This is a genomic window from Variovorax sp. 10N412 (assembly GCF_056394985.1).
Genome location: NZ_JBFTIO010000007.1, coordinates 176533 through 196970, shown reverse-complemented (window position 1 = coordinate 196970; position 20438 = coordinate 176533). Strand labels below are relative to the sequence as shown.

The 20438-nt window shown below is 68.0% G+C and carries 16 protein-coding genes; 4 read left to right on the top strand and 12 right to left on the bottom strand.

All coding sequences use genetic code 11. The annotated features are described in order from the left end of the window. Nucleotides 1-29: 29 nt before the first annotated feature. The 5 genes from AC1DJH_RS18555 to AC1DJH_RS18535 all read right to left on the bottom strand — a co-directional run bounded on the left by AC1DJH_RS18555 (nucleotide 30) and on the right by AC1DJH_RS18535 (nucleotide 4118). Entirely contained in the window at nucleotides 30-1313 is a 1284-nt protein-coding gene (locus AC1DJH_RS18555; protein ID WP_478186675.1) for a dihydroorotase, read from the bottom strand. A gap of 139 nt (nucleotides 1314-1452) precedes the next feature. Continuing rightward, nucleotides 1453-2415 (bottom strand): aspartate carbamoyltransferase catalytic subunit, encoded by a 963-nt coding sequence (locus tag AC1DJH_RS18550; protein WP_435436880.1) that lies wholly within the window; start codon nucleotides 2413-2415, stop codon nucleotides 1453-1455. Next, nucleotides 2415-2918: a bifunctional pyr operon transcriptional regulator/uracil phosphoribosyltransferase PyrR gene (gene pyrR / locus AC1DJH_RS18545; RefSeq protein WP_472121723.1), complete on the bottom strand. Its 504-nt coding sequence runs from the start codon at nucleotides 2916-2918 to the stop codon at nucleotides 2415-2417. The genes AC1DJH_RS18550 and pyrR overlap by 1 nt, the downstream gene beginning before the upstream one ends. 136 nt (nucleotides 2919-3054) lie before the next feature. Continuing rightward, nucleotides 3055-3507 (bottom strand): Holliday junction resolvase RuvX, encoded by a 453-nt coding sequence (ruvX, locus tag AC1DJH_RS18540; protein ID WP_478186809.1) that lies wholly within the window; start codon nucleotides 3505-3507, stop codon nucleotides 3055-3057. Nucleotides 3508-3518: 11 nt separating this feature from the next. Continuing rightward, complete coding sequence (locus AC1DJH_RS18535; RefSeq protein WP_472121726.1) at nucleotides 3519-4118, bottom strand: YqgE/AlgH family protein; 600 nt, start codon at nucleotides 4116-4118, stop codon at nucleotides 3519-3521. Between AC1DJH_RS18535 and AC1DJH_RS18530 the strand changes: the two genes are divergently transcribed. Further along, nucleotides 4119-5618: a cryptochrome/photolyase family protein gene (locus AC1DJH_RS18530; RefSeq protein ID WP_478186674.1), complete on the top strand. Its 1500-nt coding sequence runs from the start codon at nucleotides 4119-4121 to the stop codon at nucleotides 5616-5618. 104 nt (nucleotides 5619-5722) lie between these two features. On the opposite strand, the gene AC1DJH_RS18525 is transcribed toward AC1DJH_RS18530, so the two are convergent. The 6 genes from AC1DJH_RS18525 to AC1DJH_RS18500 form a co-directional block, all read right to left on the bottom strand. After that, nucleotides 5723-11884 (bottom strand): hybrid sensor histidine kinase/response regulator, encoded by a 6162-nt coding sequence (locus tag AC1DJH_RS18525; protein ID WP_478186673.1) that lies wholly within the window; start codon nucleotides 11882-11884, stop codon nucleotides 5723-5725. 32 nt (nucleotides 11885-11916) lie between these two features. Beyond that, nucleotides 11917-14235 (bottom strand): methyl-accepting chemotaxis protein, encoded by a 2319-nt coding sequence (locus AC1DJH_RS18520; protein ID WP_472121734.1) that lies wholly within the window; start codon nucleotides 14233-14235, stop codon nucleotides 11917-11919. A gap of 42 nt (nucleotides 14236-14277) precedes the next feature. After that, complete coding sequence (locus AC1DJH_RS18515) at nucleotides 14278-14808, bottom strand: chemotaxis protein CheW (protein ID WP_435436873.1); 531 nt, start codon at nucleotides 14806-14808, stop codon at nucleotides 14278-14280. A gap of 19 nt (nucleotides 14809-14827) precedes the next feature. Next, complete coding sequence (locus AC1DJH_RS18510) at nucleotides 14828-15193, bottom strand: response regulator (RefSeq protein ID WP_435436872.1); 366 nt, start codon at nucleotides 15191-15193, stop codon at nucleotides 14828-14830. Next, nucleotides 15193-15591: a response regulator gene (locus AC1DJH_RS18505; protein ID WP_081271091.1), complete on the bottom strand. Its 399-nt coding sequence runs from the start codon at nucleotides 15589-15591 to the stop codon at nucleotides 15193-15195. The genes AC1DJH_RS18510 and AC1DJH_RS18505 overlap by 1 nt, the downstream gene beginning before the upstream one ends. A gap of 84 nt (nucleotides 15592-15675) precedes the next feature. Continuing rightward, complete coding sequence (locus AC1DJH_RS18500) at nucleotides 15676-15846, bottom strand: rubredoxin (RefSeq protein WP_007838397.1); 171 nt, start codon at nucleotides 15844-15846, stop codon at nucleotides 15676-15678. A gap of 111 nt (nucleotides 15847-15957) precedes the next feature. Here AC1DJH_RS18500 and thiD point away from each other — a divergent pair, with 111 nt between their 5' ends. The 3 genes from thiD to AC1DJH_RS18485 are packed head-to-tail and all read left to right on the top strand — an operon-like array spanning nucleotide 15958 to nucleotide 18698. Beyond that, nucleotides 15958-16923, top strand: a complete 966-nt coding sequence (gene thiD / locus AC1DJH_RS18495) for a bifunctional hydroxymethylpyrimidine kinase/phosphomethylpyrimidine kinase (RefSeq protein WP_472121737.1) — start codon at nucleotides 15958-15960, stop codon at nucleotides 16921-16923. A gap of 5 nt (nucleotides 16924-16928) precedes the next feature. Further along, nucleotides 16929-18209: a glutamate-1-semialdehyde 2,1-aminomutase gene (hemL, locus tag AC1DJH_RS18490; RefSeq protein WP_478186672.1), complete on the top strand. Its 1281-nt coding sequence runs from the start codon at nucleotides 16929-16931 to the stop codon at nucleotides 18207-18209. Between the two features lie 3 nt (nucleotides 18210-18212). Next, on the top strand, nucleotides 18213-18698 hold the full coding sequence (locus AC1DJH_RS18485) for a hypothetical protein (protein WP_435484938.1): 486 nt from the start codon (nucleotides 18213-18215) through the stop codon (nucleotides 18696-18698). Nucleotides 18699-18815: 117 nt separating this feature from the next. Here the strand turns inward: AC1DJH_RS18485 and purH are convergent, their stop codons facing one another. Continuing rightward, on the bottom strand, nucleotides 18816-20423 hold the full coding sequence (gene purH, locus AC1DJH_RS18480; protein WP_478186671.1) for a bifunctional phosphoribosylaminoimidazolecarboxamide formyltransferase/IMP cyclohydrolase: 1608 nt from the start codon (nucleotides 20421-20423) through the stop codon (nucleotides 18816-18818). Between the last annotated feature and the right edge of the window lie 15 nt (nucleotides 20424-20438).

The following is a 20438-nucleotide window of genomic DNA, read 5'->3' as shown; positions in this document are numbered from 1 at the left end:
TGCGTGCGGTTGGGATGGTGAGTGGGTGTCTAGCCGTGCACCACGCGCCCGGCCACCAGCGTGTGGCGCGCGCGGCCCTGCAGCGGGTAGCCGGCGAACGGCGTGTGCTTGCCCTGGCTCTTGAGCGCGTCGGGTTGCACCTGCCATTCGAGCGCGGGGTCGAAGATGCACAGGTCGGCCACGCCGCCTTCGGCCAGCCGGCCGATGCCGGTGCCCGCGTCGGCCGCGGCGAGCAAACGGGCCGGCGCCGAGGTGATGACCTCGATGGCGCGCGCCACGCCGGCGCCGCTGCGCTCGCCCCACTGCAGCGCCAGCGGCAGCAGCAGTTCGAGCCCGGTCGCGCCCGGCTCCGCTTCGGCGAACGGCAGGGTCTTGGCGTCGGCTTCGACGGGCGTGTGGTCGGACACCAGCGCGTCGATGGTGCCGTCGGCCAGGCCGGCCGAGAGCGCGTCGCGGTCGCCCTGCTGGCGCAGCGGCGGGTTCAGCCGCGCGCGGCTGTCGAAGTAGCCGATGTCGGTGTCCACGAGGTGCAGCGAGTTGATGCTGACGTCGCAGGTGAGCGGCAGGCCCTGCGCCTTGGCCTCGCGCACCAGCGCCACGCCGCGGGCGCTGGAAATGCGGCACAGGTGCACGCGCGCGCCGGTGCTCTTCATGAGCTCGACGATGGTGAAGATGGCAATGGTCTCGGCCGACACCGGCACGCCGCCCAGCCCAAGCCGCGTGGCCAGCGGGCCGCTGGCCGCGACGCCCTTGCCGAGGTCGCGGTCCTGCGGGCGCAGCCACACGGTGTAGCCGAAGGTGCTGGCGTACGACAGCGCGCGCTGCAGCACCTGCGTGTCGGCCAGCGGCACGTCGGCCTGGCTGAAGCCGATGCAGCCGGCCTCGGTGAGCTCGGCCATCTCGGTGAGCACGCCGCCGGCCAGGCTGCGCGTGAGCGCGCCCAGCGGGAACAGGCGTGCGCCCTGCAGCTTCTCGGCGCGGAACTTGAGCATCTCGACCAGGCCGGGCTCGTCGAGCACGGGGTCGGTGTCGGGTGGGCACACCAGGCTGGTGACGCCGCCGGCAATGGCCGCGGCCATTTCGCTTTCGAGCATGCCTTCGTGCTCGTAGCCGGGTTCGCGCAGGCGCGCGGCCAGGTCGACGAGGCCGGGGGCGACGATGCAGCCCGTGGCATCGATGGTGCGATCGGCCTTGAAGCCGGCCGGCGTGTTGCCGATGCCGACGATCTTTCCGTCGGCCAGGGCGATGTCGGCCGTCTTGTCGATGCCCGATGCGGGGTCGACGACGCGGCCGTTGATGATTTGGATGTTCATGCGTCTGTTCTTCCGGTGGCAGTCAGGGCCTTTTAGGGAAACACCGTGGAACCGGCTTCGCCGGGCCACTGGTGTTGCCCCCGGTAGGGGGTGGGCGAAGCGACACGAAGTGCGCGAAGACTGGGGGCGAGCAACATGTCTATGCTTCGTTGCCCGCCACGATGCTCATCACGGCCATGCGGACCGCGATGCCGAAAGTGACCTGCGGAAGGATCACGCTCTGCTTGCCGTCGACCACGGCGGAGTCGATCTCCACGCCGCGGTTGATGGGACCCGGGTGCATCACGATGGCGTCGGGCTTGGCCAGTTGCAGCTTCTCCGGCGTGAGGCCGAAGGTCTTGAAGAACTCCTGCGACGACGGCAGCAGCGCGCCGCTCATGCGCTCGTTCTGCAGGCGCAGCATGATGACGACGTCGCAGTCCTTGATGCCCTCTTCGAGCGTGTGGCACACGCGCACGCCCATGCCGGCCATGTCGGTGGGCACCAGCGTCTTGGGGCCGACCACGCGCACTTCGGCGCAGCCCAGCGTGGTGAGGGCATGGATGTCGGAACGCGCCACGCGCGAATGCAGCACGTCGCCGACGATGGCCACCGTGAGGTTCGAGAAGTCCTTCTTGTAGTGGCGGATCGTGTACATGTCGAGCAGCCCCTGCGTGGGGTGCGCGTGGCGGCCGTCGCCGGCGTTCACCACGTGCACGTGGGGTGCCACGTGCTGCGCGATCAGGTAGGGCGCGCCCGACTCGCTGTGGCGCACCACGAACAGGTCGGCGGCCATGGCGCTCAGGTTGGCGATGGTGTCCAGCAGCGACTCGCCCTTGGTGGCCGAGGAGCGCGCGATGTCGAGGTTGATGACGTCGGCGCTCAGGCGCTTGGCCGCGATCTCGAAGGTGGTGCGGGTGCGCGTGCTGTTCTCGAAGAACAGGTTGAACACGCTCTTGCCGCGCAAGAGCGGCACCTTCTTCACCTCGCGGTCGCTCACGCTGGTGAAGTTGGCGGCGGTGTCCAGGATGTGCGTGACGATGTCCTTGGGCAGGCCCTCGATCGACAGCAGGTGGATCAGCTCGCCATGCTTGTTGAGCTGCGGATTTCGCTTGTAGAGCATCAGTTGTTTTCCTCCACCTTGAGGCTGAAGGCGCCGTCTTCGGCGCGGGCAAGGGCGAGCAGTTGCGTCTCGGGCAGCGTGAGCGTCGTGGCGGCAAAGTCCGCGGCCACCGGCAGTTCGCGACCGCCGCGGTCCACCAGCACCGCCAGGCGCACGCAGGCCGGACGGCCGAAGTCGAACAGCTCGTTGAGCACCGCGCGGATGGTGCGCCCGGTGTAGAGCACGTCGTCGAGCAGCAGCACGTCGGTTCCGTTCACGTCGAAGGGCAGCGCGGTCTGCGCGCTGGCCGAGAGGCCGCGGCGCGCGAAGTCGTCGCGGTGCATGGCCGAAGAAATGACGCCGGGCGCACCGGGCAGGCCCAGGTCCTTCTGCATGCGCTCGACCAGCCAGGCGCCACCGGAGGTGATGCCGACCAGCTTGGTCTCGGGGCGCATCAGCGTCTTCACGCCGGCCAGAAGATCGAGATACAACAACTCCGCGTCGGGCACGACAGGACTCACCATGATTGCTCCAGGACAAGGCAGGGAAAAAGGAAAATTCCGGGAACACCGTGGAACCGGCTTTGCCGGGCCACCGGTGTTGCCCCCGGTGAGGGGGAAGGAGAAGCGATACGAAGTGCGCGAAGCCTGGGGGAGAGCTTCATCCTTGGAGACTCCTCAAAAATTGCTCCAGGATGATGCAGGCCGAAGCGGCATCGGCATCGCGCGCGCCCGATGACAGGGCCTCGGTGGTGCTGTAGCGCTCGTCGACCTCGAACACCTGGAGATTGAAACGCCCGCGCAACTGGCGCGCGAACTTCTGCGCGCGGCGGGTGTTCTCGTGCGGGGCGCCGTCGGGGTGGTAGGGCACGCCGATCACCAGGGCGTCGGGCTGCCATTCCTTGATGCGCGCCTCGACGTGCGCGAAGCGCGCATCGCCCTCGGCCTTGATGGTGGCCTGCGGGGTGGCGGTTTGAAGCAACCGGTTGCCGCTGGCCACGCCGGTGCGCTTCAGGCCGAAGTCGAAGGCCAGGAAGGACTGGAAATGGGCGGGAACGACGGCGGGGGCGGGAACGGCGGGGGCGACGGGAACGGGATCGGGCACGTCAGGCATGACCACGGCGCTCACGCGTGCCCCGCGTCGGGCGAGAGCTTCCAGGCCTCCAGGCCCAGCAGCAGCAGCGCCCTGTCGTAGCGCTGCTCGACCGGCGTGTCGAAGATCACGGCCGGGTCGGCGCCCACGGTGAGCCAGCTGTTTTCGGCCAGTTCGGACTCCAGTTGGCCCTCGCCCCAGGCGGCGTAGCCCAGCGACACCAGCACCTTGCGCGGGCCGGCGCCGGTGGCCAGGGCCTCCAGCACGTCCTTGGAGGTGGTCATTTCGAGCCCGCCGGGGATGGACATGGTCGAGGCGTAGACCGATTCCTCGGGCTTCTCGGCCTGCGTGAAGACCGGTTCGTGCAGCACGAAGCCGCGCTCGGTCTGCACCGGGCCGCCCTGGAAGACGAGGGCCTCGCCCAGCTCGGGGCGGGACAGGTGCAGCTCGATTTTTTCGAACAGCACCTTGAGGTTGATGTCGCTGGGTTTGTTGATCACCAGGCCGAGCGCGCCGCGCTCGCTGTGTTCGCAGAGGTACACGACGCTGCGGTTGAAAGTTTTGTCTTCCATCCCGGGCATCGCTATCAAAAAGTGATGCGTGAGGTTCATCGGGGCAGAATCGGCAGCCATATGCCTCCGATTTTACTGGCCGTCGACAAGACCTATCCCAAAGGGCTCATGTGGTTCCGCCGCGACCTGCGCGTGGACGACAACGCTGCCCTCTACCGCGCCCTTCGCGCCTGCCGCCAGGTGGTGTGCGTTTTCGTCTTCGACAAGGCGATCCTGGACCTGCTGCCCAGCGCCGACCGGCGCGTCGAGTTCATCCGCGAATCGCTGGTGGCGCTCGAAGCCGAGCTGCGCGCGCTCGGCGGCGGGCTGATCGTGCGGCACGCCACGGCGGCGCACGAAATTCCGGCGCTGGCGCGCGAACTCGACGTGCAGGCCGTGTTCGCCAACCGCGACGACGAGCCCGAGGCGCTGGAGCGCGACGCCAAGGTGTTCGGCGCGCTGGCCAATGCCGGCGTGACCTTCCACACCTACAAGGACGCCACCGTCTTCGACCGCGACGAGGTCATGACCAAGACCGGCCAGCCGTACACGGTGTTCACGCCGTACAAGCGGGCCTGGCTGGCCAAGGTGGATTCCTTCTTCCTCAAGCCGTACCCGGTGTGCAGCCACGCCGACGCGCTGGCGCCCTCGCCCCAGGCCTACGGCGAGCCGGTGCCGACGCTGCGCGAGATCGGCTTCGAGAAGACCAACCTCTCGGCGCTGGAGATTCCCACCGGCACCCAGGGTGCGGGCGCGCTGTTCGAAGACTTTTTCGAGCGCATCGACCGCTACGACGACGCGCGCAACTTTCCGGCGGTGCGCGGGCCCAGCTACATGGGCGTGCATTTGCGCTTCGGCACGGTGTCGATCCGCCAGCTGGCCAGCGTGGCGCACCAGCTCTCGCTGCAGGGCAACGCGGGGGCGGCAACGTGGCTGAGCGAGCTGATCTGGCGCGACTTCTACTTCCAGATCCTGGCGCACTTCCCGCACGTGCACGCGAACGGCGAGTCGAAGAGCTTCCGGCCCGAGTACGACAAGATCCAGTGGCATCACGGCAAGCACGCCGACCAGCTGTTCGAGGCCTGGTGCCAGGGCCGCACCGGCTACCCGCTGGTGGACGCGGCCATGCTGCAGATCAACCAGAGCGGCTACATGCACAACCGCCTTCGCATGGTGGTGGCGAGCTTCCTGTGCAAGGACCTGGGGCTGGACTGGCGGCGCGGCGAGGCCTACTTCGCCACGCACCTGAACGACTTCGAGCTGGCCTCCAACAACGGCGGATGGCAATGGGCCAGCTCCAGCGGCTGCGACGCGCAGCCCTACTTCCGCATCTTCAACCCGGTGACGCAAAGCGAACGCTTCGACCCCGAGGGCAAGTTCATCCGCCGCTACCTGCCACAGCTGGCGGGGCTGTCGAACGCGGCCATCCATTCGCCGTGGACGGCCTCGCCGGTGGAGCTGGCGGCGGCCGGCATCAAGCTGGGCGACACGTACCCGGCCCCGGTGGTGGATCACGCCGAGGCGCGCGAGAAGACGCTGCAGCGCTACGGGGTGGCACGGGCAAAGGCCGTGCAGAAGTAGCACGCGGAAATAGTGCGCGGAAGCAGGGCGCGCACGCCATCACTGCAGCAATGACAAAGGGGCCTCGCGGCCCCTTTTGTCTGGTCGGTGCCGAACGGCCAGCGTCAGGCTGCGGCGGCCAGGGCCGGTTCGCTCGTGTACGCACGCACCAGGCGCAGCAGTTCCTCTTCCGAGTAGGGCTTGCCCAGGTAGTGGTTCACGCCCAGCGTGCGCGCGTAGTCGCGGTGCTTCTCGGCGATGCGCGAGGTGATCATGATGATCGGCAGCTCGGCCAGGGCCGCGTCGGCGCGGATGTTGCGGGCCAGGTCGAAGCCGTCCATGCGCGGCATCTCGATGTCCGACAGCACCACCGCCGGGCGCTCCTGCTGCAGGCGCTCGAGCGCCTGCAGGCCGTCGGCCGCGAGCGACACGCGATAGCCTTCGCGCTGCAGCAGGCGCTGCGTGACGCGGCGCACGGTGATGGAGTCGTCCACCACCAGCACCAGCGGAACCTGCGGCACCACCGGGGCCAGGGCCACCGGCGCTTGCGGCGCATCGCCCTCGGCCGTGGCATGGGCCGGCACCGCGAGCGCGGCGGCCTGGCGCTCGCGCGCCAACTCGCCGTGCACCGCGGCCAGCGCCACCGGGTTGTAGATCAGCGCCACCGCACCCGACGCCAGCACCGAGATGCCGGCCAGGCCGGGTAAACGAGCGAGCTGCGGGCCGAGGTTCTTCACCACGACTTCCTGGTTGCCCAGCACTTCGTCCACGTGCAGCGCGACGCGCTGCGCCGCGCTTCGCACCACGACCAGCGTGTTGCTCCTGCTGGCCACCTGTTCGCTGCGGGTGGAGTGCTGCAGCAGCGCGCCGGCCCAGTAGAACGGCACCTGTTCGCTGCCGAAGGGATGGCTGTTCTGCTCGTAGGCCGACTGGAGGTCGGTGGCGCTCACGCGTTGCACCAGCTCCACCAGGTTCGACGGCACGCCGATCGACACCTCGCCCGCGCGCAGCATCACCACGTGCGTCACGGCGGTGGTGAGCGGCAGCACCAGCTTGAAGGTGGTGCCCTGGCCGGCGGCGCTGTGCGTTTCGATGCGTCCGCCGATCGCCGCGATCTGCGAGCGCACCACGTCCATGCCGATGCCGCGGCCGGCAAGTTCGGACACCTGGCCGGCGGTCGAGAAGCCGGGCTTGAAGATCAGCTCGGTGGCTTCTTCGGGCGACAGGTCCTGGTCGTGGCCCAGCAGGCCCAGCGTGCGGGCACGCTCGGCGATGCGTTGGTGGTCGAGGCCGGCGCCGTCGTCGCGGAAGCTCACCGAGACGTCGTTGCCTTCATGGTGCAGCTCGATGACGATCAGGCCGCTGGCGTCCTTGCCGGCCTGCTCGCGTGCCTGCGCACTCTCGATGCCGTGCGCCACGCAGTTGCGCAGCAGGTGCTCGAAGGCGGGCGTCATGCGTTCCAGCACGCCGCGGTCCATCTCGATGGAGCCGCCGACGATGTCCAGGCGCACCTGCTTGCCGGTGTCTTTCGAAGCCTGGCGCACCACGCGGTACAGGCGGTCGGAAATGCCCTCGAACTCCACCATGCGGGTACGCAGCAGGCCGCGCTGCAGTTCGCGCGTCTGGCGCGCCTGCACGCTGAGGTCGTCTTCCGTGGCCTGCACCGTCTTTTGCAGCGTGCGCTGCACGGTGGCCACGTCGTTCACCGACTCGGCCATCATGCGCGTGAGTTCCTGCACGCGGGTGAAGCGGTCGAACTCCAGCGGGTCGAAGCTCTGCTGCGAGTCCTTGGCTTGCGCCAGGCGGGACTGCATCTGGCTTTCGGCCTGCACTTCGATGTCGCGCAGCTGCTGGCGCAGGCGGTCCAGGTTGCCCGTGAGGTCGGCGAGCGAGCCGCGCAGCTGGCCCAGTTCGGCCTCCAGGCGCGAACGCGTGATGATGACCTCGCCGGTCTGCGCGACCAGGCGGTCGAGCAGCTGGGTGCGGATGCGCACGGCCTGGCCGGTCGCGGTGCGCAGCGGCTGCAGCATGGCCGGCGCGGGACGCGGCTGCAGCATGGCCGGGGCGGCGGCATCGATGTCGGCGGCTTCGTCCGCGTCGCCGCTCAGCGGCTCCGCAGTTTCGTCGTTGGCCGGCACGGATGCGTCGTGCGCCACCTGCACCAGCTGGGCGGCCGGCACGGAAGCGGTTGCCGAGGCGACGATCTGCGCCAGCTCGACCTGCGTTGCGTCGTCCGCCGCGCGCAACGCGTCGAACGTGGCCTGCAGGGCGTCGAGGCGCGCGAGCAATTTTTCGATGTCGGCGCGTTCGGCGCCCTGGGAGCCCAGGACTTCGATCTCGGACTCCATGCGGTGCGCACGCTCGCCAAGGCGCATGGCGCCGGCCAGGCGCGCACTGCCCTTGAGCGTGTGCAACGTGCGCAGCACCGACGCGCGCGGCGCGCTGTCGTCGGGGTGGTGCGCCCACTGGCGCAGGGCCTCGCCCAGTTGCGGCAGCAGATCGGCGGCCTCTTCCTCGAAGATCGGGAACAGGTCGATGTCGACCGCGTCGGCCAGGTCGATGGCGTCTTCGGAATCGTCCAGCGCCACGTCGGCCACGCTGTCGTGCACCACCACCTGTTGCGGCGGCCGGACTTCGGCGCGCATGGCGATTTCGGTGGGCATCGGCGAGGCGGCGATGTCGCGCAGCGCCTGCAACGTGCCTTCGGCCGGATCGCGCAGGAAGCCGACCGCGAACTGGTGCAGCAGGCGACGCAGTTCGTCGGCGGCGGCGACCAGCACCAGGCCCTGTTCACGCGTGCCGCTGCCTTGCATCTGCAGGTGCTGCAGCGCGGCTTCGAGCAGGCGGGCCATGCCCGACAGGCTGTGGAAGCCCACGGTGGCCGAACTGCCGGCCAGCGAATGGGCCAGTGCCACGGTCGAGTCGGGCAGGCGTTCGTGCGATTCCAGCGCCCACTCGCCCACGTCGTTCGCCAGCTGGCGCGACCACTCGTCGGCCTCGTTGAGGTAGACGTTGTAAAGCGCGATGCCGATGCGCAGCGGGCCGATGACCTTGACCTGGTCTTCGGCGCTGGCTGACACGGCGATGTCTTGCGTGACCGGCTCGGCAGGCTCGGCCGGGGCGGCCGCAACCACCGGTTCGGGCGCTTCTTCGGCGACGAGGATCTGCGCCTCGACGGGTGCCGGGGGGGCCTCGAAGATGGGCACGACCACCTCGGCGACCGCGGGTGCGGGCTCCGGCTCGGGTTCCAGTTCGAACACGGCTTCAGGCACCGGCTCCGGTTCGGATTCCGGCGCGATGGCCAGCAACGGCTCGGGCGCTTCTGCAGGCGCTTCATCGATCGTTTCGACAGGCGCCTGCACGGGCTCGTCGGCCGGTGGCTGCGCGGCTTCGATGACTTCGGGCTCGGCGGCCTGAACGGGCAGCGGCTCGGGCTCCCAGTCGAAGTCGGGCAAGGCCGTCTCGGTCGGGAGGGTCGCTTCGATGACTTCGGGAGCCGCGTCGATGGGCTCGGGTTCCGGCTCGGGCTGGAAGGCCACGGGCTCAGGGCGCGCGGGCTTCCTGGCGGGGGCCAGGAAATCGAACTCGTCGCCGCTCGGCAGGCTGAGCAGCGGTGCCGGCTCGGTGGTCTGCTTCGAATCGAAATCCTGGAAGTCGGTCGAGGCGAAGTCGTCGTCGGCTTCGAGCGCGGCGGACTTCTCGGGCTCCTGCCAGGCGAAGGTCTCGAACGACTCGGGCGTGGCCGGTGCAGCAACCGGGGCGGGCGCAGGCACGTCCTCGGTCAGCGACAGATCGGGCAGGTCCGGCAAGGTGGGCAGCGGCGGCAACGAGGCCGCAGGCGCAGGCGCCGGCGTTTCCGCTGCGATATGGCGCGCGGCGACCGCCAGGGCATCCGCATCGGCCAGGCGCACCGGCGGTGGCACGGGCTCGCCGGCCAGCAGCGCGTTGGCCACGCGGCTGAACTGCGCGGCCTGCCAGCCGTGGGCTTGCCCCGAAGCGATGGCTTCGACCCACTGGCTGAAGTCCTTCAGCGTTCTTTCGGTGCCCGACAGCAGTTCCGGCGTGGCGGCGCGCTGGTCGGCCAGCCAGGTGTTGACCACCTGTTCGAGCGACCAGGCGGCGTCGCCGAAGTCGGTGAGGCCGACCATGCGCGAGCTGCCCTTGAGCGTGTGGAATGCACGCCGCAGGATCGTGAGTTCTTCGGTGTCGTCCGGGTAGCTGGCAAGTTCTGCAATGGCGGCCAGCCCGGCTTCCACCACTTCGCGGGCTTCGTCCAGGAAGATGTTCTGCAGGTCGTCTTCTTCGAGCTCGGTGACTTCGGTGTCGGGCAGCGCCGACGGGCCGGAGATCTTGTTCGTCCAGCTGTCGGCCTTGTTGCTGAACTCTTCGATCGGCGAGACCTTGGCCTTGCGGTTGGGCGTGGCCAGCGCGGCGAGCTTCGACGCGATCTGGGCGTCGACTTCCTCGATGCTGAGCACGGCGGCGGCGGCCGGTGGTTGGCTCTGTGCGGCGCTGTCGGTGGCCGTGCTGTCGGTGGACTGGCGGCCCATGAGCGGCTTGAGTTCGCCGGCTTCGGCGTCGAACACGAACAGGCGCTTGGCCAGTGCGGGCTGGTAGCCCAGCATGTCGATCAGGAAACCCAGCGCGCCCAGGTTGTTGCCCAGCGCGTCGAAGCCGGCCATTTCCTCGGCCGGCGAGGTGCTGACGAGCATCGCCTCGACGTCGTCGCGCATGCGCTGCACGGTGAGCGCGGCCTGGTCGAGGCCGAGCACGGAGAACACGCCGCGCATCTGCATGAGTTGCGTGGGCACAGTGCCCAGCAGGCCCTTTTCGGCCGGCCGGCGGAAATACTGGTCGAGCGACTTCTCGAGTTCGCTCAGGTGGCTGCGCAACTCGTCGACCACGGTGCCCATGGTCTGGCGGTCGCTCACGCGGCGGTACAGGTCTTCCATCCACGGCTCGAGCGGCTCGGAATGGCCGCCGTCGCGCACACGTTCGATGCGCCCGGCGAGCAGCAGGGTGCGGGAGGTGAGCTGGGGGTCGCTCGGGTCGAGGTCCTCGAGCGCGGCCTCCAGGTACAGCACCGAGGTGGCGACCTCCATCGCGAGTTCGGTGCCCGGCGCCTGGCCCGAGCGCAGGGACGCTTCGACCGCGTGGGTCAGCGCCTGCACCATCGGCTGGCTCGGCGGATGCAGCTTGTGCAGGGACTCGCCCAGCTGCGCGAAGGTGTCGGCCACCTGGCGCGTGCGGGTGATGTCGCCGCCCGAAAGCGCCGACCACATTTCCTTGGCGGTCTCGATGCGCTTGCGCGCCTGTTGCAGCACCAGCGGATCGAAGCGGCCGAACTGCTCGGCGTTGTAGTCGATGTGCGGCTCGCCGGCGATGCCCCAGGCGCTGCGCACGGCGCGCAGCGTGGCGGTGTCGTCGCCGTCGGCGGGCACGGCCTGCGCGCAGAAGAACAGCAGGTCCTGGCCCAGGCGGTCGGACACCACGCTGTCGCCGCGCGCGAGCGTGGCGTACTGCAGCAGCACGCGCGAAGCGGCACGCTTCACGTAGGAATCGGGGGCGATCAGCCCGGCGGCCAGCGCTTCGAAGAAGCCGGCGGCCAGGGTCCAGAAGCTCGCGACGCGCGGCAGCAGCGCACCGCGCCCGAGCCCCAGGCACAGCGCATGCAGCCGCCGCGCGGCCTGCACGTCGCCGGTCTTGACGAGCTGCAGCACCTCGCGGTCCAGCCGCGAGCGCACGGACGGCTCATACGCGATGGCAGCCTGCGTCAGTGCAGGCTTGACCTCGACCCAGCGCCACGCGGTGCTCCACAGGTCGGCCGGGTGCACACGTTCGTTGCCGACCAGCTCCAGCACGTCGCGGTACTGGGGAAACAGCGCCACCGACGACACGGACTTGCCGGCCAGCAGGGCGTTGAGGAAATCGGTGACGGCGAAACCGGCGCGTTCGATCTTGAGCACGGCGGCGTCGGTGCAGCGCTGCGGTTCGGCAATGAAGCCCTGCACCGCGAACTCGATGGCGCCGAGCACCAGCGCGGGCGACGGGTGTCCCACCATCTGCAGCGCGCCGACGGCCTGGTGCAGTTGCAGGCGGGCCATTTGCAGCGGGCCGCTCTCGGGCTCGGCGGCGGTGCCCACGTCGCGCACGAAGCGCCGCAACGACTTGCCCACACCGTCAAGGGATTTCTGGATTTCTCCCAGCACCCAGGCCAGCGGCCCGAGGTCTTCGGTGGCCGGCACGGTGCCGGCAAGAGGGGCCGTGGCAGGGGTTTGGATCGACACGTTGGGTGCTCGCCGTTCTTATCTGTCTGGGGTCAGGCAATCTTGAAGCGAGCCACCGAGCGGCGCAGTTCTTCAGCCATCTGCGAGAGTTCGCGCACCTGCTGGGCGGTGGTCCGCGTGCCTTCGCCGGTCTGTTCCGTCACGGCAAAAATGTGCTGGATGTTCGCTGCCACCACGTTGGCCGAATCGGCTTCGCGGGAGGCGGACTGCGAAATCTGCTCGATCAGGTCTGCCAGGCGGCGCGACACGCGGTCGATCTCGGTCAGCGCGGTACCTGCGTTGTCGGACAGCTTGGCCCCTTCGACCACACCCTGCGTGGAGCGCTCCATGGCGCCCACCGCATCCTGGGTGTCGGTCTGAATGGCCTTCACCAGCGCCGAAATCTGGCGCGTGGCGTCCGCGGAGCGTTCGGCCAGTCGCTGCACTTCCTCGGCCACCACCGAGAAGCCTCGGCCGGCTTCACCGGCGGATGCGGCCTGGATGGCGGCGTTCAGCGCCAGCACGTTGGTCTGTTCGGTAATGTCCGAGATCAGCTCGGTGATTTCGCCAATCTCTTGCGACGACTCGCCCAGGCGCTTGATCCGCTTGGAGGTTTCCTGGATCTGGTCGCGGATGGAGTTCATGCCGCCGATGGCGTTCTGCACAGCCTGCAGGCCCGAGGACGCGGCCTGCAGCGACTGGCGCGCCACCGTGGCGGACTCTTGCGCTTGCGAGGACACCCCGTTGATTCGCTCGGCCATGGTCAGCACCGACTGGCCGGTTTCGCGAATCTCGCGCAGCTGTTCGGTCGAGGCGGCCAGCAGTTCGGTCGAGGTGCTTTCCACCTGCGAAGTCGTCTGCGCCACGCGGGTGGCAGTGTTCTGCACGTTGCCCACCAGCAGGCGCAGTTCTTCCACCGTGTAGTTCACCGAGTCGGCAATGGCGCCGGTGATGTCCTCGGTCACGGTGGCTTCCTGCGTCAGGTCGCCTTCGGCCACTGTCTGCAGTTCGTTCATCAGCCGGAGAATGGCGGCCTGGTTGGCGTTGTTCACGCGGCCGGCCTCGTCGGAGGCCTGTTCGGCAGCCAGACGTTCGCGTTCGGCGACGGCGGCACGTTCGCGGCCTTCGCGCACCTGCACGAAACCGATGGCGCCGGCCAGTGCCAGGGCGGCCAGTGACAGCACGAACAGCAGCACGATGGTGCCGGCGCCCAGGCCGGTGCGGGCGGAGAGCTTGTCCTGCAGGTCGCCGAGCGATTTGCGCAGGGGTTCGCTGTCGGTCAGGATCGACGCCTGCGCTTCACGCGCGGCCACCAGGCCCTGCAGGTTGCCCAAAATGGCCGAGGCCTGCGTGCGCATCTGCTCGTAGGTCTTCAGGATGGATTCGAGCTGTTCGCGCGTCTGCGGGTCGCGCGAGCCGGGGAAACGCTGCTGCGCATTGCCGTCGAGCAGGCCGCGGGTGGTTTCCTGGAAGGTGTTCAGGTCCTTGCCCAGCAGGAACACGGCGTCGGGGTTCACACCCTCGACCGTGAAGAACTCGTTGGTCGACTTGCCGATGCGCTGCGTGAGCATCACGAGCTGGCCGGCAGCCGAGATTTCGGGCAGCGTGGCGTTCTGCTGCATCTTCAGCGACGCGACGGTCTCCGTCATTTCGAGCAGCGTGGACGACTGCTGGTTGATGTCGCGCAAGGCGGCACCCACCTGGGTCAGGATCTGGCGCTGGGCCAGCACGGCCTTGGCGCTGGCGTCGGCACGGGTGACCAGAGGGTTGATCTTGTTCATCTCCTCGTCGTACTGGTTGCCCACACGTTCGAGGCGCAGCGAGTCGTCGCCGTTGGTCAGGCCCGCCACGCGGCGGGACAGGTCGTCGGAGCTTTCCTTCACTTCGACGAACGCCGAGGCGCTGCCGACGAGGGCCTGCGAGATGGACTTGGCGAGACGCTGCGATTGCATCAGCGACTGGCCGGTGGCCGCCACCTGCTGGGCGAGGCGTTCCGCGCGAAGAATGGCGGAGCCTGCCACGAGCAGCAGCAGCAGCACGACCACGGCCAGCAGGATGGCCAGGATCCGCTGCTGTTTCGCCGGGTTGGCACCCACGCTGCCGCCCGAGGCGGCGGGCGCGGGGTCGATCACCGCGGCGGCCGGCTCGTTGGCGGCGTCGCCGCCGCCCGGCAGGTCGAGGTCGCCGAAGCTGGTGTCCGTGGGCGCGGAGGCACTGCCCTTGCTGGCGAGGCGCACGGTTTTCTCGTCCGGGACCTGGACCGTATCGACGTTGTCGATCGATAGCGTGGAACCGGAGCCGTCGACGCGGGCCTTGTCGTGGCCGTTGTTGGGGGGCAGTAATTTCTTGAACTTGTCGGCGATCGAGCTCACGGTCGGTCCTTCAGGTGGTTTCCGGTACGGCGTGCCAGGGCACTACGCACCAATACTCAAAAACTGGGGTTGCTGCGAAAGCGCCTGCAGGTTGATTTCCTGCCAGCGCTCCCCTGCCGCGTCGGTGTACAGATGCCCGTGCCAGGCAGGTGCGTCTGCGCCCGGGGCTTCGGACGCCGTGAAGGCCTCCGCGCCCCGCAACCCCGCCAGTCGGTCGACCAGCAATGCGCAGTTGACTTCGAGCAGCTCGTTGAACGCAACGAGCCGCGACTGGATGCGCGCCGCCTCGGTGGGGGCCTGCGTGAGCGGGCCGCCGGCGAAGGCCGACAGCTGCACCACGCCGTAGAGGCCGCCGCGCAGGTTGGCCACACCGAGAAACCAGGGTTCCGTGTAGGGCACGGGCTGGGGCGGCGTCCAGGGAAAGATTTCGCCGGCGTGTCCCAGCGGGAAGAGGAACTTGCCCTCGCCCGCCTCGACCGCCAGCCACGTGGCCGCCACGCCCGTGGTGCGAGCCGCCTGCAGGCGGCTCGCCAGCCGGGACTGGAAGGCTCTCAGAGCGTCGCGATTCGCCATGGACTCGAAGGTCTCTCGCTCAGACCAGCGCGCTGATCTTGGACATCAGATCGGCCGCGTTGACCGGCTTCACGATGTAGTCGCGTGCGCCCTGGCGCATGCCCCAGACACGGTCGGTTTCCTGGTTCTTGCTCGTGCACAGGATGATCGGGATCGCCGCGTACTTCGGGTCGCGGGCAATGGCACGCGTGAGCTGGAAGCCGTTCTGGCCGGGCATGACCACGTCCATGAGGATCAGGTCGGGCTGCTCTTCCTCGAGGCGACGCATGGCGTCGTCGGCGTTTTCGGCGGTCTTGACGGCAAAGCCGTTCTTCTGGAGGAGGTCGGACAGGAACATCAGTTCCGTCTTGGAGTCGTCGACGACGAGGATTTTTCGAATGGGCATCACTGCGCTTCCTGTTGAACGATGCCAAACTGCTGCACGGCCTGCAGCAGCTGGTCTTTGGTGAAGGGCTTGGTCAGGTAGTCCTGGGAGCCGACCATGCGGCCGCGCGCCTTGTCGAATACGCCGTCCTTCGAGGACAGCATGACGACCGGCACGTTGGAGAAATGCGCGTTGCGCTTGATGATGGCGCAAGTCTGGTAGCCGTCGAGCCGCGGCATCAGGATGTCGCAGAAAATCAGATGCGGCTTGTGGTCGTTCACCTTGGAGAGCGCGTCGAAGCCGTCTTCCGCGAGAAGAACCTCGTGCCCGCCCTGCTTCAGAAAAATCTCGGCACTGCGCCGGATGGTGTTGCTGTCATCGATGACAAGCACCTTGTAACCTGATCCATTCGGGCCCATTGCAAATGCTCCTGCTCATGAGACTTGGAAGCCCGCCGCGCCGAACATCGACGCAGACCGCGTAGCTCTATCTATGCCATGCTTTCAGATTTCAACCATTTCGAAGTCTTCCTTGCGCGCACCGCACTCAGGACAGGTCCAGTTCATCGGAACATCAGCCCAGGCCGTGCCTGCCGCGATGCCGTCTTCCGGCACACCAACCGCTTCGTCATAGATCCACCCACAAATCAGGCACATCCAAGTTTTCGTATTCATCGGAGCTTAAAGTCCTTGTTCATTAAATGCAACGAGTGTATCTATGCGTATCTCACTGGCCGACCGTAAACGTCGCGCCTATGCCACCATCCAGGGGATTCAGCCCGGCGTATGACCATCTACCTACTTCCAGCAGATAACGCCCGCAAACCGGGCGATCTTAACGACCCCTCGCAGGACGACGGCGAGGTGTCCGAGCGCGACCTGAATCCCCCCTGCGTGCTGGTGTTCAATGCGAGCGATCCGAGCGGGGCGGGCGGCCTGGGCGCCGACGCGCTGGCCATGGCGTCGGTGGGCGCACACATCCTGCCCGTGGTGACGGGCGCCTACGCCCGGGACACGGCCGAGATCTTCGACCACTTTCCCTTCGACGAAGAGGCCATCGCGGAGCAGGCGCGCGCCATCCTGGAAGACGTGGAGGTGCAGCTGATCAAGGTCGGCTTCGCCGGCTCCCCCGAGGCACTGAGCACCATCGCCGAGACCGCGGCGGACTATCCCGAGGTGCCCGTGGTGGCCTACATGCCCAACCTGTCGTGGTGGGACGAGAACCTGATCGAGCCCTACCTGGACGCATTTCGCGAGCTGGTTTTGCCCCAGACAACGGTGTTGGTTGGAAACCACAGCACCCTGTGGCGCTGGCTGCTGCCTGACTGGAGCGGCGAGCGCCCGCCCGGCGCGCGCGACATCGCCAAGGCCGCCGGGGAGTTCGGCGTGCCCTACACGCTGGTGACCGGCATGGTGCTGCCCGAACAGTTCTTCGACAACGTGCTGGCCTCGCCGCAGTCGGTGCTGGTCAGCGAGAAGTACGAACGGCTCGAGGCCGTCTTCGCCGGCGCCGGCGACACCCTGTCGGCCGCGCTGGCCGCCCTGCTGGCCAGCGGCACCGACCTGGTGGCGGCCACCTCCGAGGCGCTGGCCTATATGGACCGCTGCCTCGACGCGGGCTTTCGCCCCGGCATGGGCCATGTGCTGCCCGACCGCCTGTTCTGGGCCGAGCCCGAAGACGACGAAGACGATGGCGACGAACCCGATGTCCCGCAGGACTTCGCCCTGCCCCCCCACGACACTCGACACTGATACCGATGACTGACCAGAACGACATTCTTTTCGAGCGCGCCCGCGCCGTGATTCCCGGGGGCGTGAACTCGCCCGTGCGCGCCTTCAAGGCCGTGGGCGGTACGCCACGCTTCATCAAGCGGGCGCAAGGCGCCTACTTCTGGGATGCCAACGACAAGCGCTACATCGACTACATCGGCTCCTGGGGTCCGATGATCCTGGGCCACGGCCACCCCGCCGTGGTCGAGGCGGTACAGAAGGCCGTGCTCGAAGGCTTCTCGTACGGCGCGCCGACCGAACGCGAGATCGAACTGGCCGAAGCCATCCTCGCGCTGGTGCCGTCCATGGAAATGGTGCGGCTCGTGAGCTCGGGCACCGAGGCCGCCATGAGCGCCCTGCGCCTGGCGCGCGGCGCCACCGGACGCAAGAGCATCATCAAGTTCGAAGGCTGCTACCACGGCCATGCCGACGCGCTGCTGGTGAAGGCCGGCTCCGGCCTGGCCACCTTCGGCAACCCGACCTCGGCCGGCGTGCCGCCCGAAGTGGTGCAGCACACGATCGTGCTCGAGTACAACAACCTGCAGCAGCTTGAAGACGCCTTCTCGCTGCACGGCAACGACATCGCCTGCCTGATGATCGAAGCCATTGCCGGCAACATGAACTTCGTGCGCGCCACGCCCGAATTCGCCCAACGCTGCCGCGAGCTCTGCACGAAGCACGGCGCGCTGCTGGTGTTCGACGAGGTGATGACCGGCTTTCGCGTGGGCCTGCACGGCGCGCAAGGCGTGCTGGGCATCAAGCCCGACCTCACGGTGCTGGGCAAGGTCATCGGCGGCGGCATGCCGCTGGCAGCATTCGGCGGCCCGCGCGCGATCATGGAACAGCTCGCGCCGCAGGGCCCGGTCTACCAGGCCGGCACGCTGTCGGGCAACCCGGTGGCCACGGCCTGCGGCCTGGCCACGCTGAAGGAGGTTGCCAAGCCCGGCTTCTACGAAGCGCTCGGCAAGAAAACGCGCTCGCTGGTCGACGGCCTGAAGGCCGCGGCGGCCGCCGAAGGCCAGCCCTTCAACGCCGACAGCGAAGGCGGCATGTTCGGCTTTTTCCTCATGAAGGACCTGCCGCAAAACTATGCCACCGTGATGACAACCGACAACGCCAGGTTCAATGCGTTGTTTCACGGTTTGCTCGATCGCGGCGTGTATATTGCCCCCGCGCTCTACGAGGCAGGCTTCGTGAGCGCAGCGCACGGGGAGGAAGATATCGCAGCCACCATAGAAGCGGCACGAGAGATTTTCAGAACGCCTTAGTCCATGAACGCCCTGCGCCTGCTGCCGGTAGCGAGTGTTGCTCTTTCCGCTCTTCTTCTACCCGGCCTGGCGCTTGCGCAGTCCGCCTTCGACCCGAAGAACATCTGGGTCAACCCCGGCTTCTATTCGGCGCACTTCGACGGCGGCAAGGGGCTGGAGAACGTCAACCAGGGCTTCGGCATCGAGTACCCGCTGAGCGACACCTACCGCGTCACGGCGGGCACCTTTCGCAACAGCGACCGCCGGCAGTCGAACTACGTCGGGCTGTACGTGCTGCCCTTCGAGTTCTACGGTGTGAAGTTCGGCGCGGTGGTGGGCGGCTTCGACGGCTACCCCAACTACCGCAACGGCAACTGGTTTCCGGCCATCCTTCCGACGGCGGCCATCGAGGGCAGGAACTGGGGCCTGAACATCGCCTATGTGCCGACCATCAAGAACCGCCTCTACGGCGCCATCACTTTCCAGCTGAAGTACCGGTTCGGGGAATAGGCCCGCCCCCAGGCTGCGCGCACTTCGCGTCGCTTCGCCTCCCCCTAGCGGGGGCAACACCACCGGCCCGGCAAAGCCGGTTCCGCGGTGTTCTTGAAAGAAGCCGAAGAAGCCCGGTCAATGCCGGAAGTGGCGCACGCCCGACAAGACCATCACCACGCCGCGCTCGTCGGCGGCATCGATGACTTCCTGGTCGCGCATCGAGCCGCCCGGCTGGATGACGCAGCTCGCGCCCGCATCGACCACCACGTCGAGGCCGTCGCGGAACGGGAAGAAGGCGTCGCTGGCCACGGCCGTGTCCTTCAGCGACAGGCCTGCGTGCTCGGCCTTGATGCTGGCGATGCGCGCGGAGTCGAGGCGGCTCATCTGGCCGGCGCCCACGCCCATCGTCATGCCGTTGGCGCAGAACACGATCGCGTTGCTCTTCACGTACTTGGCGACCTTCCAGACGAACAGCAGGTCTTGCAGCTGCTGCGGCGTGGGTTGCTTCTTGCTCACCACCTTGAGGTCGCTGGCCGCGAGCTCGCGGTTGTCGGCGGTCTGGATCAGCAGGCCCGAGCCGACGCGCTTCACGTCCATGGCGTTGCGGCCGTTGTCCCAGTCGCTGGCGCCACCCTTGGGCAACGCAATTTCAAGCACCCGCACGTTCAGCTTGGCCTTGGTGGCCTGGAACACCTCGAGCGCCTCGGGCGTGTAGCCCGGCGCCATCAGCACTTCGACGAACTGCTTGGCGATCTCTTGCGCGGTGGCGCCGTCGACCGGGCGGTTGAAGGCGATGATGCCGCCGAAGGCCGAGGTCGGGTCGGTCTTGAAGGCCTTGCCGTAGGCCTCGGCCGCGTCCTTGCCCACCGCCACGCCGCAGGGGTTGGCGTGCTTGACGATCACGCAGGCCGGCACGTCGAAGCTCTTCACGCATTCCCACGCGGCATCGGCGTCGGCGATGTTGTTGTAGCTGAGCTCCTTGCCCTGCAACTGCTTGGCCGACACCAGCGAACCCGGTGCCGGGTACAGGTCGCGGTAGAACGCGGCCTGCTGGTGCGGGTTCTCGCCGTAGCGCAGGTCCTGCACCTTCACGAAGCGGCCGTTGCTTTGCGCCGGGAACAGCGAGCGCGTGGGCGCGGCCTGCCCGATGCTGGCGTCGAAATCGATGGCCGAGAGGTAGTCGCTGATGGCGCCGTCGTAGTCGGCGATGCGGTTGAACGCGGCCACCGAGAACGCGAACTTGGTCTTGTCGCTGAGCTTGCCGCCGGCCTTCAGTTCGGCCAGCGCCACCGCGTACTGCGACGCGTCGGTCAGCACGCCCACATCCTTCCAGTTCTTCGCCGCGCTACGCACCATGGCCGGGCCGCCGATGTCGATGTTCTCGATGGCGTCTTCCAGCGTGCAGCCGGGCTTGGCCACGGTGGCTTCGAACGGGTACAGGTTGACCACCAGCAGGTCGATGGTGTCGATGCCGTGTTCCTTGATGGCCGCCACGTGCGCGGGCAGGTCGCGGCGCGCCAGCAGGCCGCCGTGGATCTTGGGGTGCAGCGTCTTCACGCGGCCGTCGAGCATTTCAGGAAAGCCGGTGTGGTCGGCCACCTCGGTCACCGGCAGCCCGGCGTCGGCCAGCAGCTTGGCGGTGCCGCCGGTGGACAGCAGCTTGATGCCCAGCGCATGCAGCGCCTGGGCGAATTCGAGAACGCCGGTCTTGTCGGAAACGGAGATGAGTGCAGTCTGAGCCATGGATGTGCCGTGGAG

Coding starts and splice junctions, on each gene's coding strand:
- AC1DJH_RS18535 (WP_472121726.1), bottom strand. CDS start 4,118: ATGGCTGCCGATTCTGCCCCGATGAACCTCACGCATCACTTTTTGATA.
- AC1DJH_RS18485 (WP_435484938.1), top strand. CDS start 18,213: ATGAACGCCCTGCGCCTGCTGCCGGTAGCGAGTGTTGCTCTTTCCGCT.
- pyrR (WP_472121723.1), bottom strand. CDS start 2,918: ATGGTGAGTCCTGTCGTGCCCGACGCGGAGTTGTTGTATCTCGATCTT.
- thiD (WP_472121737.1), top strand. CDS start 15,958: ATGACCATCTACCTACTTCCAGCAGATAACGCCCGCAAACCGGGCGAT.
- AC1DJH_RS18515 (WP_435436873.1), bottom strand. CDS start 14,808: ATGGCGAATCGCGACGCTCTGAGAGCCTTCCAGTCCCGGCTGGCGAGC.
- AC1DJH_RS18530 (WP_478186674.1), top strand. CDS start 4,119: ATGCCTCCGATTTTACTGGCCGTCGACAAGACCTATCCCAAAGGGCTC.
- AC1DJH_RS18505 (WP_081271091.1), bottom strand. CDS start 15,591: ATGGGCCCGAATGGATCAGGTTACAAGGTGCTTGTCATCGATGACAGC.
- AC1DJH_RS18555 (WP_478186675.1), bottom strand. CDS start 1,313: ATGAACATCCAAATCATCAACGGCCGCGTCGTCGACCCCGCATCGGGC.
- AC1DJH_RS18500 (WP_007838397.1), bottom strand. CDS start 15,846: ATGAATACGAAAACTTGGATGTGCCTGATTTGTGGGTGGATCTATGAC.
- purH (WP_478186671.1), bottom strand. CDS start 20,423: ATGGCTCAGACTGCACTCATCTCCGTTTCCGACAAGACCGGCGTTCTC.
- AC1DJH_RS18510 (WP_435436872.1), bottom strand. CDS start 15,193: ATGCCCATTCGAAAAATCCTCGTCGTCGACGACTCCAAGACGGAACTG.
- AC1DJH_RS18550 (WP_435436880.1), bottom strand. CDS start 2,415: ATGCTCTACAAGCGAAATCCGCAGCTCAACAAGCATGGCGAGCTGATC.
- hemL (WP_478186672.1), top strand. CDS start 16,929: ATGACTGACCAGAACGACATTCTTTTCGAGCGCGCCCGCGCCGTGATT.
- ruvX (WP_478186809.1), bottom strand. CDS start 3,507: ATGCCTGACGTGCCCGATCCCGTTCCCGTCGCCCCCGCCGTTCCCGCC.